This is a genomic window from Kitasatospora sp. NPDC092948, assembly GCF_044754805.1.
Lineage (GTDB): Bacteria > Actinomycetota > Actinomycetes > Streptomycetales > Streptomycetaceae > Kitasatospora.
The window spans coordinates 847,073-861,651 of the sequence record NZ_JBIVPU010000003.1; the positions used below are offsets into that span (position 1 = coordinate 847,073).

9 protein-coding genes are annotated in these 14,579 nt (G+C 73.7%); 8 read left to right on the forward strand and 1 reads right to left on the reverse strand.

Annotation, left to right across the window (positions count from 1 at the left end):
• The first annotated feature begins 205 nt into the window (after positions 1–205).
• The 3 genes from ACIQF6_RS13315 (at position 206) to ftsY (ending at position 5,597) form a co-directional block, all read left to right on the forward strand.
• On the forward strand, positions 206–409 hold the full coding sequence (locus ACIQF6_RS13315) for a hypothetical protein (protein WP_400893773.1): 204 nt from the start codon (positions 206–208) through the stop codon (positions 407–409).
• Between the two features lie 280 nt (positions 410–689).
• Positions 690–4,316, forward strand: a complete 3,627-nt coding sequence (gene smc, locus ACIQF6_RS13320) for a chromosome segregation protein SMC (protein ID WP_400893775.1) — start codon at positions 690–692, stop codon at positions 4,314–4,316.
• A 24-nt stretch (positions 4,317–4,340) separates the two neighbouring features.
• Entirely contained in the window at positions 4,341–5,597 is a 1,257-nt protein-coding gene (ftsY, locus tag ACIQF6_RS13325; RefSeq protein WP_400893777.1) for a signal recognition particle-docking protein FtsY, read from the forward strand.
• 135 nt (positions 5,598–5,732) lie between these two features.
• Here ftsY and ACIQF6_RS13330 read toward each other — a convergent pair whose 3' ends face one another.
• Positions 5,733–6,392 (reverse strand): bifunctional DNA primase/polymerase, encoded by a 660-nt coding sequence (locus ACIQF6_RS13330; protein WP_400893780.1) that lies wholly within the window; start codon positions 6,390–6,392, stop codon positions 5,733–5,735.
• Positions 6,393–6,825: 433 nt separating this feature from the next.
• Here ACIQF6_RS13330 and ACIQF6_RS13335 point away from each other — a divergent pair, with 433 nt between their 5' ends.
• The 5 genes from ACIQF6_RS13335 (at position 6,826) to ffh (ending at position 14,574) form a co-directional block, all read left to right on the forward strand.
• Positions 6,826–8,280 carry a hypothetical protein gene (locus ACIQF6_RS13335; RefSeq protein WP_400893782.1) on the forward strand — a complete coding sequence of 485 codons (1,455 nt, stop codon included), beginning with the start codon at positions 6,826–6,828 and terminating at the stop codon, positions 8,278–8,280.
• A 171-nt stretch (positions 8,281–8,451) separates the two neighbouring features.
• Positions 8,452–9,780, forward strand: coding sequence for an ammonium transporter (locus tag ACIQF6_RS13340; RefSeq protein WP_400893784.1), 1,329 nt, complete (start codon positions 8,452–8,454; stop codon positions 9,778–9,780).
• Complete coding sequence (locus ACIQF6_RS13345) at positions 9,777–10,115, forward strand: P-II family nitrogen regulator (RefSeq protein ID WP_400893786.1); 339 nt, start codon at positions 9,777–9,779, stop codon at positions 10,113–10,115. Before ACIQF6_RS13340 ends, ACIQF6_RS13345 begins: the two co-directional genes overlap by 4 nt.
• A gap of 26 nt (positions 10,116–10,141) precedes the next feature.
• Positions 10,142–12,616: a [protein-PII] uridylyltransferase gene (locus ACIQF6_RS13350; RefSeq protein WP_400893788.1), complete on the forward strand. Its 2,475-nt coding sequence runs from the start codon at positions 10,142–10,144 to the stop codon at positions 12,614–12,616.
• 404 nt (positions 12,617–13,020) lie between these two features.
• Positions 13,021–14,574 (forward strand): signal recognition particle protein, encoded by a 1,554-nt coding sequence (gene ffh, locus ACIQF6_RS13355; protein ID WP_400893790.1) that lies wholly within the window; start codon positions 13,021–13,023, stop codon positions 14,572–14,574.
• Positions 14,575–14,579: the final 5 nt, after the last annotated feature.

Consider the following 14,579-nt stretch of genomic DNA (forward strand, 5'->3'; position numbering starts at 1 on the left):
ACCCGTACCGTCTTTGGTGAGACGCTGGAAACCCGCGTACAGGTCTGAGTTTACCGGCGAAGCTCCGCCGCGTGAGCATGCCACTCACCAGCGGCTGTTTCGTAGTGCCCAGCCAGCACGTCCGGCGCGCAGGCTCGTGCGTATCCCTTCCCCCAAGACCCACACCGTACACGGTTCGGTCACTCAGCGTGGAGGACCACACATCATGGCAAAGGCGCTTCTCGGGTACGTCGGCGGCCCCGACCCGCGAATGCTCTCCGAGATGCGACGGCTGCAGCAGCGTGTCCAGGACCTGGAGAACGAGCTCATCAAGCTCCAGGCCGAGAACGATGCGCTGATCGCCGTCGCCGACGAGCACTCGCTGCTCAACAGCATCGACCTGGACCAGCGCGAGCCGGCCCTCACCTGATCGACAAGGTCCGACCGATCGCTCGTGGTCCTCACGATCGACGCTGTGACGCACTGAGCGTCCCCGATGAGGGGATGGCTGCCTGCAAGGGACGTCCGAGGCGGACGTCCCTTCGTCGTGTCCGTGTCTTCTTCTGACCCAACATGCCCCGCTCGCGGCGTGGCCAAACCCGCGCCTGAGGGCAGCCGGGCGGCCCGGCCGGATACAGTCGCCAGCGGTGGGCCTCCGTGCGGGAAGGCCCGGCGGCCGGTGATCACGGCAGGGCGAGGAGGACGGGCGGGTGCACCTGAAGAGCCTGACCCTGCGCGGGTTCAAGTCCTTCGCCTCGGCGACCACGCTGCGCTTCGAACCCGGCATCACCTGCGTGGTCGGCCCCAACGGCTCCGGCAAGTCCAACGTGGTCGACGCACTGTCCTGGGTGATGGGGGAGCAGGGCGCGAAGACGCTGCGCGGCGGCAAGATGGAGGACGTGATCTTCGCGGGGACCAGCGGGCGCCCCCCGCTCGGCCGTGCCGAGGTCAGCCTCACCATCGACAACACCGACGGCGCGCTGCCCATCGACTACACCGAAGTCACCATCACCCGGACGATGTTCCGCAACGGCGGCAGCGAGTACGCGCTCAACGGCACGGTCTGCCGGCTGCTCGACATCCAGGAGCTGCTCTCCGACTCCGGCATCGGCCGCGAGATGCACGTGATCGTCGGTCAGGGCCAGCTCGACTCCGTGCTGCACGCCGACCCGATGGGACGGCGCGCCTTCATCGAGGAGGCCGCCGGCGTCCTCAAGCACCGCAAGCGCAAGGAGAAGGCGCTGCGGAAGATCGACGCGATGCAGGCCAACCTGAACCGCGTCCAGGACCTGGTCGCCGAACTGCGCCGCCAGCTCGGCCCGTTGGGGCGACAGGCGAAGATCGCCCGGCGGGCCGCCGGCATCCAGGCCGAACTGCGCGACGCCCGGCTGCGGCTGCTCGCCGACGACCTGCTCACCCTGCGCAAGGCCGTCGAGGCGGAAGTCGCCGACGAGCTGGCGCTGAAGCTCCGCCGCACCACCGTCGAACAGCAGCTCGCCGAAGCCGGCCGGCGCGAAGCCCTCCTGGAGGCCCAGGTCGAACAGCTCGGACCGGCCCTGGAGGCCGCCCGGCAGACCTGGTACCGGCTGTCCGCGCTCGCCGAACGCACCCGCGGCACCATCGGACTGGCCGAAGCCAGGGTGCGGGCCGCCACCACCGCCGGGCAGTCGGAGGAACGGCGCGGCCGCGACCCCGAGGACCTGGAACGGGAGGCCGCCCGGGTCCGCGAGGAGGAAGCCGCCCTCGAAGCGGCCCTGGAACAGGCCCAGGACGCGCTCGCCGAGACCGTCGAGGAGCGCACCGAACTCGAACGGGCCCTCGCCGGCGAAGAGTTGCGGCTCAAAGCGGCCGCCCGGGCGATCGCCGACCGGCGCGAGGGCCTGGCCCGGTTGCAGGGCCTGGCCGCCGCCGCCCGCTCCCGGGCCGCCGCTGCCGAAGCCGAGATCGAACGGCTCGCCACCGCCCGCGACGAAGCCCTGCTGCGCGCCGAGGCCGCCCAGGCCGAACACCGGGAACTCCTCGAACACAGCGAGCAGACCGAGGCCGGGGACGAGGAGACCGAAAGCCGCCACGACCGGGCCCGCGCCGCCCTGGCCGAGGCCGAACGGGCCGCCGGCGCCGCCCGCGAGGCGCTCACCGGCGCCGAGAAGGAACGCGCCGCGCTCACCGCCCGGCACGACACCCTCGCCCTCGCCCTGCGCCGCAAGGACGGCAGCGCCGCCCTGCTCGGCCGGCCCGGCGTCCTCGGACCCGCCGCCGAACTGCTGCACATCGAACCCGGACACGAACTCGCGGTCGCCGCCGGGCTCGGACCCGCCGCCGACGCCGTCGCGGTCGAGGACGCGGCCGCCGCCGCCGCGGCCCTCGACCGGCTGCGCGCCGAGGACGGCGGCCGGGCCGCGCTGCTGATCGCCGCCCCGGACCCGGGCGTTGCCGAAACGCCGCCCGAAGGATCGCGCTGGGCAGGGGAGTTGATCGACGGCCCGATGGCGGCCGCCGCCCGACGGCTGCTGCGCCGCACCGCCCTGGTGGAAGACCTCGCCGCCGCCCGGCAGTTGATCGACCGGCACCCGGACTGGACGGCCGTCACCGAGAACGGCGACCTGCTCTCCGGCGTCCTCGCGCACGGCGGCTCGGCCGGCGCCCCCAGCCCGCTGGAGGCCCGGGCCGCGGTCGCCGAGGCCGCCCGCGGCATCGAAGAACTCGACGCCCGCTGCGCCGAGTTGGCCGACCGGCTGGCCGAGGCGCAGCAGCACCGCCACGAACTCGCCGCCGAAGTCGAAGAGTTGGCCGCGCTGCGCCGCCAGGGCGAGAAGCGGCGCGCCGAACTCGCCGGAGCGCTCGGGCGTTCCGGCGGGGCCGCCCGCGCCGCCGCCGGCGAGGCCGAACGCACCGCCGGCGCCGTCGCCAAGGCCGAGAGCGGCCTCGCCGAGGCCCGCGCCGCCGCCGAGGAACTCGCCGAACGCCTCGCCACCGCCGAGGAGTTGGCCGACAGCGGCGAGGACGAACCCGACAGCGCCGAACGCGACCGGCTGGCCGCCGCCGGGACTTCCGCCCGGCAGACCGAGATGGAAGCCCGGCTCGCCGTCCGCACCCACGAGGAACGGGCCCGCGGACTGGCCGGCCGCGCCGAGCAGCTGGACCGGGCCGCCCGCGCCGAACGCGAGGCCCGGACCCGCGCCGCCGAACGACGCGCCCGCGCCCGCCGGGAAGCCGCCGTCGCCGGAGCCGTCGCCACCGCGGCCCGCCACCTGCTCGGCCGGATCGAGGAGACCCTCGCCGCCGCGGAGACCGAGCGCGTCGCCGTCGAAGCCGACCGGGCGGCCCGGGAGGGCAAACTCCGCCAGTTCCGCGAGAGCGGCCGCGAACTCCAGACCGAACTGGACCGGCTGGTCGACGCCGGCCACCGCGACGAGGTGCTGCGCGCCGAGAAGCGGCTCCGGATCGAGCAGTTGGAGGCCAGGGCGCTGGAGGAGTTCGGCATCGAGGGCGCCGAACTGCTGGCCGGCTACGGCCCCGACCGGCCCGTCCCCGCGCCGCCGGCCGAGGACGGCGAGGGCGTCGGGGGCGTCGAGGAGCGCGGCGGCGAGGGCGTCGGGGGGAGCGTCGGTGAGGGGCGTCCCTTCGTCCGGGCCGAGGTGGAGAAGCGGCTCAAGGCCGCCGAACGCGCCTACCAGCAGCTCGGCAAGGTCAACCCGCTCGCGCTGGAGGAGTTCGCCGCGCTGGAGGCCCGCCACCAGTTCCTCGGCGAACAGCTCGACGACCTGCGCAAGAGCCGCCGCGACCTGCTCGACATCGTCCGCGACGTCGACGCCCGGGTCGAGCAGCTGTTCACCGCCGCGTACCAGGACACCGCCGCCCAGTTCGAGGGCGTCTTCGCCCGGCTGTTCCCCGGCGGCGAGGGCCGACTCGTCCTCACCGACCCGGACAACATGCTCACCACCGGCGTCGAGGTCGAGGCCCGTCCGCCCGGCAAGAAGGTCAAGCGGCTCTCGCTGCTCTCGGGCGGCGAACGCTCGCTGACCGCCGTGGCGCTGCTGGTGGCGATCTTCAAGGCGCGGCCCAGCCCGTTCTACGTCATGGACGAGGTCGAAGCCGCGCTGGACGAGACCAATCTGCGCCGGCTGATCGCGATCATGGAGGAGCTGCGGGAGAGTTCCCAGCTGATCGTCATCACCCATCAGAAGCTCACCATGGAATCCGCCGACGCCCTGTACGGCGTGACCATGAAGGGCGACGGCATCTCCCAGGTGATCAGCCAGCGCCTGCGGATGCCCGGCAAGGCACGGAAGCACAGCACGGAAAGGCTGGAGCCCGCGGAACCCGGGCCGGCGTAGGCGCTAAGTGATACTGGACGGGTTATGGAATACGTGATCCTTGCCGTTGTCATCGCGGTGGTCGCCATCGGCGCGATCACCGGACTCGTCGTTTCCGGCAAACGACGCAAAGAGCTGGACAAGCCCAGCCAGACCCCGACGATCACCGCGCCGCCCGCCGCGGGAACCAAGGGCGCGCCGGCCGAGACGGCCGCGCCGCCGACCGCCGAGAAGCCGGTAGCCGCACAGCCGACGGGCGAAGAGCCCGCGGTGGCGGAGCCGGCGGCGGAGCAGCCGTCGGTCGAGGAGCCGGCGGTCGAGCAGCCCGCCGAGGAAGTGCGGATCGAGGAGGCGGAGGCCGCCCCCGCGATCGAGGTCCCCGAACCCACCGCCGGACGCCTGGTCCGGCTGCGCTCGCGGCTCTCCCGCTCGCAGTCCACGCTCGGCAAGGGCCTGCTCACCCTGCTCTCCCGCGACCGCCTCGACGAGGACACCTGGGAGGAGATCGAGGAGACCCTGCTCACCGCCGACGTCGGCGTCGGCGCCACCCAGGAACTCGTCGACAACCTGCGCACCCGGGTCAAGGTGCTCGGCACCCGCACCCCCGACGAGCTGCGCGGGCTGCTCCGCGACGAGCTGGTCAAGCTGATCAACCCCGAGCTGGACCGCACCGTCCACTCCGTCAAGGCCGAGGGCGGCCCCGCCGTGGTCCTGGTCGTCGGCGTCAACGGCGTCGGCAAGACCACCACCACCGGCAAGCTCGCCCGTGTCCTGGTCGCCGACGGCCGCAAGGTGGTGCTCGGCGCCGCCGACACCTTCCGCGCCGCCGCCGCCGACCAGCTCCAGACCTGGGGCGAGCGGGTCGGCGCCCACACCGTCCGCGGCCCCGAGGGCGGCGACCCGGCGTCCGTCGCGTTCGACGCCGTCAAGCAGGGCATCTCCGACGGCGTCGACACCGTCCTGGTGGACACCGCCGGCCGCCTGCACACCAAGACCGGTCTGATGGACGAACTCGGCAAGGTCAAGCGGGTCGTCGAGAAGCACGGCCCGGTCGACGAGGTGCTGCTCGTCCTCGACGCCACCACCGGCCAGAACGGCCTGGTGCAGGCCCGGGTGTTCGCCGAGGTCGTCGACATCACCGGCATCGTGCTCACCAAGCTCGACGGCACCGCGAAGGGCGGCATCGTGATCTCGGTGCAGCGCGAACTGGGCGTGCCCGTCAAGCTGATCGGTCTCGGCGAAGGCGCGGACGACCTCGCGCCGTTCGAGCCGGGGGCGTTCGTGGACGCGCTCCTGGGCTAGCCGCCCGGGCCGCGAGACCCGGTGGGTGCGAAACCGGGAGCGCGGGGAACTGCGCGAAGCGGGAGGCACCCGTCAGAAAGGTCCGTTCGAGGAGGGAAGTTCTCTCCTCGAACGGACCTTTCTTTGCGTGCGTCCTCAGCCGGCGAGGGACGTCTCCCGGTCGCGGGTGCGGTGACAGGCGTACGCGAGGGTGCCGAGCAGGAGGCGGGCCTCCGGCGGCGGGGTGTCGGCGGTGGGGCGGCGCAGCCACCGCATGGGGCCGAGCGGGCCGAGGGCGACCGGTGGGGCGGCCAGGTAGGAGCCGAGGCCGTGGCAGGCGAGGTCGAGCGAGGCGTCGTCCCAGCCCATCCGGTAGAGCAGGTCTGGCAGGCGTTCGGCGGTGCGCGGGGCGACGAAGAACAGCAGCCGGCCGGTGGGGGAGGCGAGGACGGGGCCGACCTGGGTGCCCATCCGTTCCAGCCGGACCAGGGCCTGCAGGCCGGGCTGGGCCGGCACGTCCAGGACGTCGAACTGGTGGCCGGTGGGGAGCAGCAGCGGCGCGTCCGCCGGACATCGCGCGGCGAGTTCCGCGGCATCGGCGCCCGGGGCGATGAGCGGGCCGACCTCGTGGTGCAGGTTGGGTGCGGCGCAGAGCGGGACGGCGCAGTCGCAGTGGAGCGAGGTGTGCGGCGCCGGGCTGCCGACGGCGAGCGTCCAACCCCAGCGCTCCGAGTACTCGGTGGCGGTACGGAGCGCGGTGGGCCGGGTGCGGCGACGGCCGCCGACGAGTCGCAGGGTGCCGAACAGCTTGTCCATGCCTCCCCCAACCGGTTCCGGTTGCCGCTGGTTACGGGATGGTGACGATGCGTCGCCCGGGGGGCGTGTGGCGCGTGGTGCGCCGGAGGCGCGCGCGGACCGGCGCACACCGATTCGGGCGGCTCGGGTGAGCAGGAACCTTGCACCGGTGCTTCCGATGCCGGATCGTCGTTGCCGCACGCGTGCCTCCGTCGGGTCCGGGCATGTGCCGGGGTCATGCCGAGCTGACACATAGTGAAGCGCGGCTCCACGCCCGGCAGTTCACTCGTGGGGGTGGCGAATGGTGGCGTTTCCCGGACGTTGCTCCCTCGGATGGCGGAGGGACGCTACGTTCTGGATACGGAATGCAGCGGACCGGTCACAGCGGTCGGCGAAATGACGAGTCGTCAAGGCGAGCGGGAGCCCCGGGTCGGGGCGGGATGGGGACGGTCCCATGGGTGAGAAGCAGCCGAACGAGAAGCTGGGCTCCTGGTTCGCGCGCAGCGGCTGGTCGAAGGGCGAGCTGGCGCGCCAGGTGAACCGGAGAGCGCGGCAGATCGGTGCGCACCACGTCTCCACGGACACCTCACGGGTGCGCCGGTGGCTGGACGGCGAGCAGCCGCGCGAGCCGATCCCGAAGATCATGTCGGAGCTGTTCTCCGAGCGCTTCGGCTCGGTGGTGTCGATCGAGGACCTCGGCCTGCGCGCCGCCATCCCGGTGACCACCGTCGGCGGCGGGGTGGACCTGCCGTGGAGCCCGCAGCAGACGGTGCAGGCGATCAGCGAGTACTCGCGCAGCGACCTGATGCTCAACCGCCGTGGCTTCCTGGGCACTTCGCTGGCGCTGACGGCCGGCGCCGCGCTCATCGAGCCGATGCAGCGCTGGCTGACGCCGGGCCCGAACGGCGAGCCCACCCCGATCCTGGCGGCGGCCAACGGCGGCGAGCAGTTCTCCGGGCGGCTGTCCGAGCCGGAGCTGCAACTGCTGGAGCAGACCACCGAGATGTTCCGGAAGTGGGACGCCCAGAACGGCGGCGGCCTGCGCCGCAAGGCCGTGGTGGGCCAGCTCCACGAAGTCACCGACCTGTTGCAGGAGACCTACCCCGAGACCACCACCAAGCGGCTGTTCCGGCTCACCGCCGAACTCGCCCACCTGGCGGGCTTCATGTCGTACGACGTGGGCATGCACCCGAGCGCGCAGAAGTACTACGTGCTGGCGCTGCACGCCGCCAAGGAGGCCGGGGACCGGCCGTTCGGCGCGCACGTGCTGACCGACATGTGCCGGCAGATGATCCACCTGAACCGCGGCGAGGACGCGCTGGAGCTGATCCACCTGGCCCAGTACGGCAGCCGGGACACCGCGACCACCCGCCAGCAGTCGCTGCTGTACGCGATGGAGGCCCGGGCGTACGCCACCATCGGCGAGGTCAACCGCTGCTCCCGGGCGATCCGGCTCTCGGAGGACACCTTCAGCGACATCAACAGCGGTGACGAGGCGCCGAACTGGCTGCGGTTCTTCTCCGCGGCCGAGCTCAACGCGGAGAACGGCCACTCCTACCGCGACCTGGCGTACACCTCGGACCGGGGCGTCGCCATGGCCAAGGCCGCCGAGCCGATGATCACCAAGGCCGTCGACATGTTCCGGGACGACGGCGACCACGTCCGCACCTACGCGTTCAACCTGGTCGGCATGGCCTCGGTGCGGCTGCTGCAGCGCGAGCCGGAGGAGGCCGCGGAGTACTGCGAGGCGGCGGTGGACATCGCCCGCAAGGTCCGCTCCGAGCGGCTGAACACCCGGGTCCGCAAGACCTCCGAGGCCGCCACCCGGGACTTCCGCGGCGTGGCTGGGGTGGACCGGCTCGCCGAGCGGGTGATCCAGGACATCCCGGAGTTCGTCACGGTGGTCTGACCGCCGCCGGTGGTTCACGTGCCCGTAACGGGCGCGTGAACCACGTCACGGTGGTGAAACACCGGGCCGCATCGGTGGAAACCCGGCTTCGACACGCTCCTCCCATGGCCGACATGCCGGGACAGCCACACCTCCCGGCATGGAACGGCTTCCACCTCGGAGGAGACGCCGATGTCGGACGGCTTCAGCGCGGGCGACACCGCCTTCGTGCTCATCAGTGCGGCCCTGGTCATGGTGATGACCCCGGGTCTGGCCTTCTTCTACGGGGGCATGGTCAGGGTCAGGAGCACCCTCAACATGCTCGCCATGAGTTTCGTTTCGCTGGCGATCGTCAGCGTGCTGTGGGTGCTCTACGGGTACTCGCTGGCCTTCGGGCCGGACGCCGGGGCCGGTCTGATCGGCAACCTCGACTTCGTCGGGCTGCGCGGCATCGACCTGAACGCGCTCACCGGCAGCATCCCGGTCACCGCGTTCGCCGCGTTCCAGCTGATGTTCGCGGTCATCACCCCGGCGCTGATCAGCGGCGCGATCGCGGACCGGGCCAGGTTCGCGTCCTGGAGCCTGTTCGTGGCGCTCTGGGTGACGATCGTCTACTTCCCGGTCGCGCACTGGGTGTTCTACTTCGACGGCGGCCACGGCGGCTGGCTCGGCGACCGCAGCGGCGTGATCGACTTCGCCGGGGGTACGGCCGTGCACATCAACGCCGGTGCGGCGGGCCTGGCCCTGGTGCTGGTTCTGGGCCCGCGGATCGGCTTCCGGAAGGACCCGATGCGCCCGCACAGCCTGCCGTTGGTGATGCTCGGCTCCGGCCTGCTCTGGTTCGGCTGGTTCGGCTTCAACGCGGGCTCGGCGCTGGCGGCCAACGGCGTCGCCGGGACGGCGTTCGTGAACACCCAGGTCGCCACCGCCGCCGCGATGCTCGGCTGGCTGGCGTACGAGCGGCTGCGGCACGGCGCGTTCACCACCCTCGGCGCGGCGTCCGGCGCGGTGGCCGGACTGGTCGCCATCACCCCGGCCTGCGGCTCGGTGTCGCCGCTCGGCGCGATCGCCGTCGGCCTGGTCGCCGGCGCCGTGTGCGCGGCCGCGATCGGCCTCAAGTACCGCTTCGGCCTCGACGACTCGCTCGATGTGGTGGGCGTCCACCTGGTCGGCGGCGTGATCGGCTCGCTGCTGGTCGGCCTGTTCGCCACCGGCCACGTCGGGCAGAGCGCGGCCGGCCTGTTCTACGGCGGAGGCTTCGGACAACTCGGCCGGCAGGCGCTCGGCGTGGCCGCCGTGCTGGTGTACTCGTTCGTGCTGTCCTGGCTGCTGGGCGCGGCGATCCAGCGGACGATCGGCTTCCGGGTCGCCGAGGACGTCGAGCTGTCCGGCCTCGACCAGGCCGAACACGCCGAATCCGCCTACGACTTCACCGCCCTCGCGGTCGGCCGGGCCCGCACCGCCACCGCCCCCGCCACCGCCCCCGCCGTTGTCGAGAAGACCGAGGTCGACGCCCGATGAAGCTCATCACCGCCGTCATCAAGCCGCACCGCCTGGACGAGGTGAAGGCCGCCCTGCAGGCCTTCGGGGTGCACGGGCTGACCGTCACCGAGGCCAGTGGATACGGCCGGCAGCGCGGGCACACCGAGGTCTACCGGGGCGCCGAGTACACCGTCGACCTGGTGCCCAAGGCCAGGGTGGAGATACTCGTCGAGGACGAGGACGCCGAGCAGGTGATCGACGTGGTGGTCAGGGCCGCCCGCACCGGGAAGATCGGCGACGGCAAGGTCTGGTCGGTCCCGGTGGAGACCGCCGTGCGCGTCCGGACCGGCGAGCGCGGCCCCGATGCCCTGTAACTGCCGTGTCGGCAAAGGCCGTTGACATGGCAGCGGACCTCGTGGACCCCGCCGGGCACCGCCGGGACAGGGCCGCGCTGCTGGCCGACCCGGCGCTCACCGGCCCGGCCCGCCGGGCGGCGCTGGCCCGGCTCACCGACGACTGGCTGGCAGGGCTCTTCCGGCGCGCCGACCCGCCGCCCGGCACCGCCCTGGTCGCGGTCGGCGGCTACGGGCGCGGCGAGCTCTCCCCGGGCAGCGACCTCGACCTGGTCCTGCTGCACGACGGCGCCGGCAGCGGGAAGGCCGTCACCGAACTGGCGGACCGGCTCTGGTACCCGGTCTGGGACAGCGGAGTCGCGCTGGACCACTCGGTGCGCCGACTCGCCGAGGCCCGCGCCGTGGCCGCCGCCGACCTCCGGGCCCAGCTCGGCCTGCTGGACGCCCGGCACCTGGCCGGCGAGCCCGATCTCACCGCCGCGCTGCGCACCGCCGTGCTGGCCGACTGGCGGACCGGCGCCGCCCGCCGGCTGCCCGAACTGCGCGAGCTGGGCCTGGCCAGGGCCGAGCGCCACGGCGAGCTGTCCTTCCTGCTGGAGCCGGACCTCAAGGAGGCCAGGGGCGGCCTGCGGGACGCGGTCGACCTGGACGCGGTCGCCGCCACCTGGCTGGCCGACGCCCCCAGGGAAGGACTGGCCGCCGCCCGGCAGCGGCTCGCCGACGTGCGCGACGCGCTGCACCTGGCCACCGGCCGGGCCGCCGACCGGCTCAACCTCCAGGACCAGGACCGGGCGGCGGCCCTGCTCGGGCTGCCGGACGCCGACGCCCTGCTCCGCGAGGTCTACCGGGCCGCCCGGACCGTCGCCTACGCGGGCGACGTCACCTGGCGGGCCGTCGACCGGCTGCTGGCCGCCCGCCGCCGGCCGCTGCTGCGCCGTCCGTTCGGCAGGCCCGACCGGACGGGCGCGGTGCGCGAGCCGCTGGCCGACGGGGTGGTGGCGCAGGACGGCGAGGCGGTGCTGGCCCGGGCCGCCCGCCCGGCCGACGACCCGGTGCTGCCGCTGCGGGCGGCCGCCGCAGCCGCCCAGCACGGGCTGCCGATCTCGCAGGCCACGGTGCGTCGACTGGCCGCCGAGTGCCCGGCGCTGCCGGTGCCGTGGCCCGCCGAGGCGCGGGAGCAGCTGGTCACCCTGCTCGGCGCGGGCCGGGCCTGCCTCCCGGTCTGGGAGGCGCTGGACTCGGCCGGGCTGATCGTCCGACTGCTCCCGGAGTGGGAGCGGGTGCGCTGCCGCCCGCAGCGCAACCCGGTGCACACCTGGACGGTGGACCGGCACCTGGTGGAGACAGCCGTCCGGGCGTCCGCGCTGACCCGCCGGGTGGCCCGGCCCGACCTGCTGCTGGTCGCGGCCCTGCTGCACGACCTGGGCAAGGGCGGTCCCGGCGAACACACGCCGGTCGGTGGGGTCGTTGACCACGCGCCGGTCGGTGGGGCGGTCGATCACGCACGGGCCGGCGAGGGGGTCGCCCGTGCGGTGGCCGTCCGGATGGGCTTCGACCGCGCGGACACCGACACCCTGGCGCTGCTGGTCCGGCACCACCTCACCCTGGTGGAGACCGCCACCCGGCGGGACCCGGACGACCCGGCCACGCCGGCGCTGATCACCGGGGCGGTCGGCAGCGCGCCCGTGCTGGAACTGCTGCACGCGCTCACCGAGGCGGACGCGCTGGCCACCGGGCCGGCCGCGTGGAGCGCCTGGCGGGCCTCGCTGGTGGCGGGGCTGGTCCGCAGGTCGGCCGCGGCGCTGGCCGGTACGCCGCCCGCGCCGCCCGCCGCGCCGGCCGACGCGGACGAGGAACGCCTGGCTGTGCGGGCGGCCCGCACCGGGGAGCCGGTGCTGGAGCTGCGCGCCGCGACGGGGGAGCCGGGCGGGCCGGCGGGGGCCGAGTTGTCGCTGGCCGTGCCGGAGCGGCCCGGGCTGCTCGGCACCGTCGCCGGAGTACTGGCGCTGAACCGGCTCACCGTGCGGTCGCTCACCCTGGGCGAGCTGGACCCGATCGGGGCCGGACCGGTCCTGCTGCTGCGCTGGCGGGTGGCGGCCGCGTTCGGCGAGGTCCCGTCGGCCGCACGCCTGCGCGCCGACCTGCGGCGGGCGCTGGACGGTTCGTTGGACCCGGGCCGCCGACTCGCCGAGCGGGACGCGGCCGCCCCGCGCCGGCCCGGGATCACCCCGCCGCCACCGGTGGTGACGGTGGCCCCCGGCGGCGCCTCGGCCACCGCGACGGTGCTGGAGGTGCGGGCGCACGACGCCCCGGGACTGCTCCACCGGATCGGACGGGCGCTGGACGCGGCCGGCGCCCGGGTGCGGACCGCCCACGTCAGCACGCTGGGGGCGGACGCCGTGGACGCCTTCTACCTGACGGACGGGGCCGGCCGCCCCCTGGCACCGGACGCCGCGCGGGCCCTGGCCGAGCGGGTGCAGCGGGCGCTGCGCCGACCGGGTGACGACAGCGCCGCAGGGTGACTGCGTCACGCGTCCGCACGCAGCTCGGGAGGTGCCCGCGCCTGCCGCTCCGGCCAGGCCCGAGTCGCCGGGGCGCCGAGCCGCCGCGGTACCCGGTCCACGGGCAGAACGGCCGGGCGATCATCCACCTGCCGCACCGCCGGGTGAACGCGTACGCGCTGGTCGGCTGCCGGGTCGCTGGCGATGCCGGTGGTCGCCCGGCCGATCCGTCGGCCGGGCGGACGATCGCCGGCCGAGTGGCTGGACCGGCGCCCGAAGCCGGCCGTGGAGGACATCCGGCGTGGCGGCGAGCGGGCCCCGAAGGAGTCCACCGGGCCTGACGGGACCGCCCGGTCGAGCGGCCGGATACCCTGGGGGGCGACGACCGTACTCACAACCGATGCCGCAAGGGACCCGCGACCGACGTGTTCGACACTCTTTCCGATCGCCTCGCAGCGACGTTCAAGAACCTCCGGGGCAAGGGCCGCCTCAGCGAGGCGGACATCGATGCCACCGCCCGGGAGATCCGGATCGCGCTGCTGGAGGCGGACGTCGCGCTTCCCGTGGTCCGCGCCTTCATCAAGCAGGTCAAGGAGCGCGCCCTCGGCTCCGAGGTCTCCGGCGCGCTGAACCCCGCCCAGCAGATCATCAAGATCGTCAACGAGGAGCTCATCGGCATCCTCGGCGGCGAGACCCGCCGCCTGCGGTACGCCAAGACCGGCCCGACGGTGATCATGCTGGCCGGTCTCCAGGGTGCCGGTAAGACCACCCTGGCCGGAAAGCTCGGCCACTGGCTGAAGGCCCAGAAGCACACCCCGCTGCTGGTCGCCTGCGACCTCCAGCGCCCCAACGCCGTCAACCAGCTCCAGGTGGTCGCCGAGCGCGCGGGCGTCGCGTTCTACGGCCCGCAGCCGGGCAATGGCGTCGGCGACCCGGTGCAGGTCGCCCGCGACTCCATCGAGTACGCCAAGCAGAAGCAGTACGACGTTGTCATCGTCGACACCGCCGGCCGCCTCGGCATCGACGCCGAACTGATGCAGCAGGCCGCGGACATCCGCGCCGCGGTCGACCCGGACGAGGTCCTGTTCGTGGTCGACGCCATGGTCGGCCAGGACGCGGTCACCACCGCGCAGGCCTTCCTCGAAGGCGTCGACTTCACCGGCGTGGTGCTCTCCAAGCTCGACGGCGACGCCCGCGGCGGCGCCGCGCTCTCCGTCGCGCACGTGACCGGCCGTCAGATCATGTTCGCCTCCAACGGCGAGAAGGTCGACGACTTCGACGCCTTCCACCCCGACCGGATGGCCTCGCGCATCCTCGGCATGGGTGACGTCCTCTCGCTGATCGAGAAGGCCGAGCAGACCTTCTCGCAGGCCGAGGCCGAGAAGATGGCCGCCAAGCTGCAGGGCGGCGGCAAGGAGTTCACGCTCGACGACTTCCTGTCGCAGCTGGAGCAGGTCCAGAAGATGGGCTCGATCTCCAAGCTGCTCGGCATGCTTCCCGGCATGGGCCAGATCCGGGACCAGATCAACAACATCGACGACAAGGACGTCAACCGCGTCGGCGCGATCATCAAGTCGATGACCCCGGCCGAGCGCACCGACCCGAAGCTGATCAACGGCTCGCGCCGGCTGCGCATCGCCAAGGGCGCCGGCGTCCAGGTCGGCGAGGTCTCCAGCCTGGTCGAGCGGTTCTTCGACGCCCGCAAGATGATGTCCGCGATGGCCTCCGGCAAGGGAATCCCCGGCATGCCCGGCATCCCCGGCATGGGCGGCGGCGGCAAGCGCTCCGGCAAGAAGGCGCCGGTCGCCAAGGGCAAGCGCAAGAGCGGCAACCCGCTGAAGCGGGCCCAGGAGGAGGCGGCCGCGGCGGAGCGCAAGGCCCTCGGGCCGGGCGGCCAGGGCGGCGACGCGTTCGGCCTGCCGGCGGGGAAGGGCCCGTCGGACTTCGAGCTGCCCAAGGAGTTCAAGGACCTGCTGTAAGGCAG

What these genes read in the sequence shown, in the direction of transcription:
- ACIQF6_RS13350 (WP_400893788.1), top strand. Translation starts at nt 10,142, where the DNA reads ATGGCAGCGGACCTCGTGGACCCCGCCGGGCACCGCCGGGACAGGGCC.
- ACIQF6_RS13340 (WP_400893784.1), top strand. Translation starts at nt 8,452, where the DNA reads ATGTCGGACGGCTTCAGCGCGGGCGACACCGCCTTCGTGCTCATCAGT.
- ACIQF6_RS13335 (WP_400893782.1), top strand. Translation starts at nt 6,826, where the DNA reads ATGGGTGAGAAGCAGCCGAACGAGAAGCTGGGCTCCTGGTTCGCGCGC.
- ACIQF6_RS13330 (WP_400893780.1), bottom strand. Translation starts at nt 6,392, where the DNA reads ATGGACAAGCTGTTCGGCACCCTGCGACTCGTCGGCGGCCGTCGCCGC.
- ACIQF6_RS13345 (WP_400893786.1), top strand. Translation starts at nt 9,777, where the DNA reads ATGAAGCTCATCACCGCCGTCATCAAGCCGCACCGCCTGGACGAGGTG.
- ftsY (WP_400893777.1), top strand. Translation starts at nt 4,341, where the DNA reads ATGGAATACGTGATCCTTGCCGTTGTCATCGCGGTGGTCGCCATCGGC.
- ACIQF6_RS13315 (WP_400893773.1), top strand. Translation starts at nt 206, where the DNA reads ATGGCAAAGGCGCTTCTCGGGTACGTCGGCGGCCCCGACCCGCGAATG.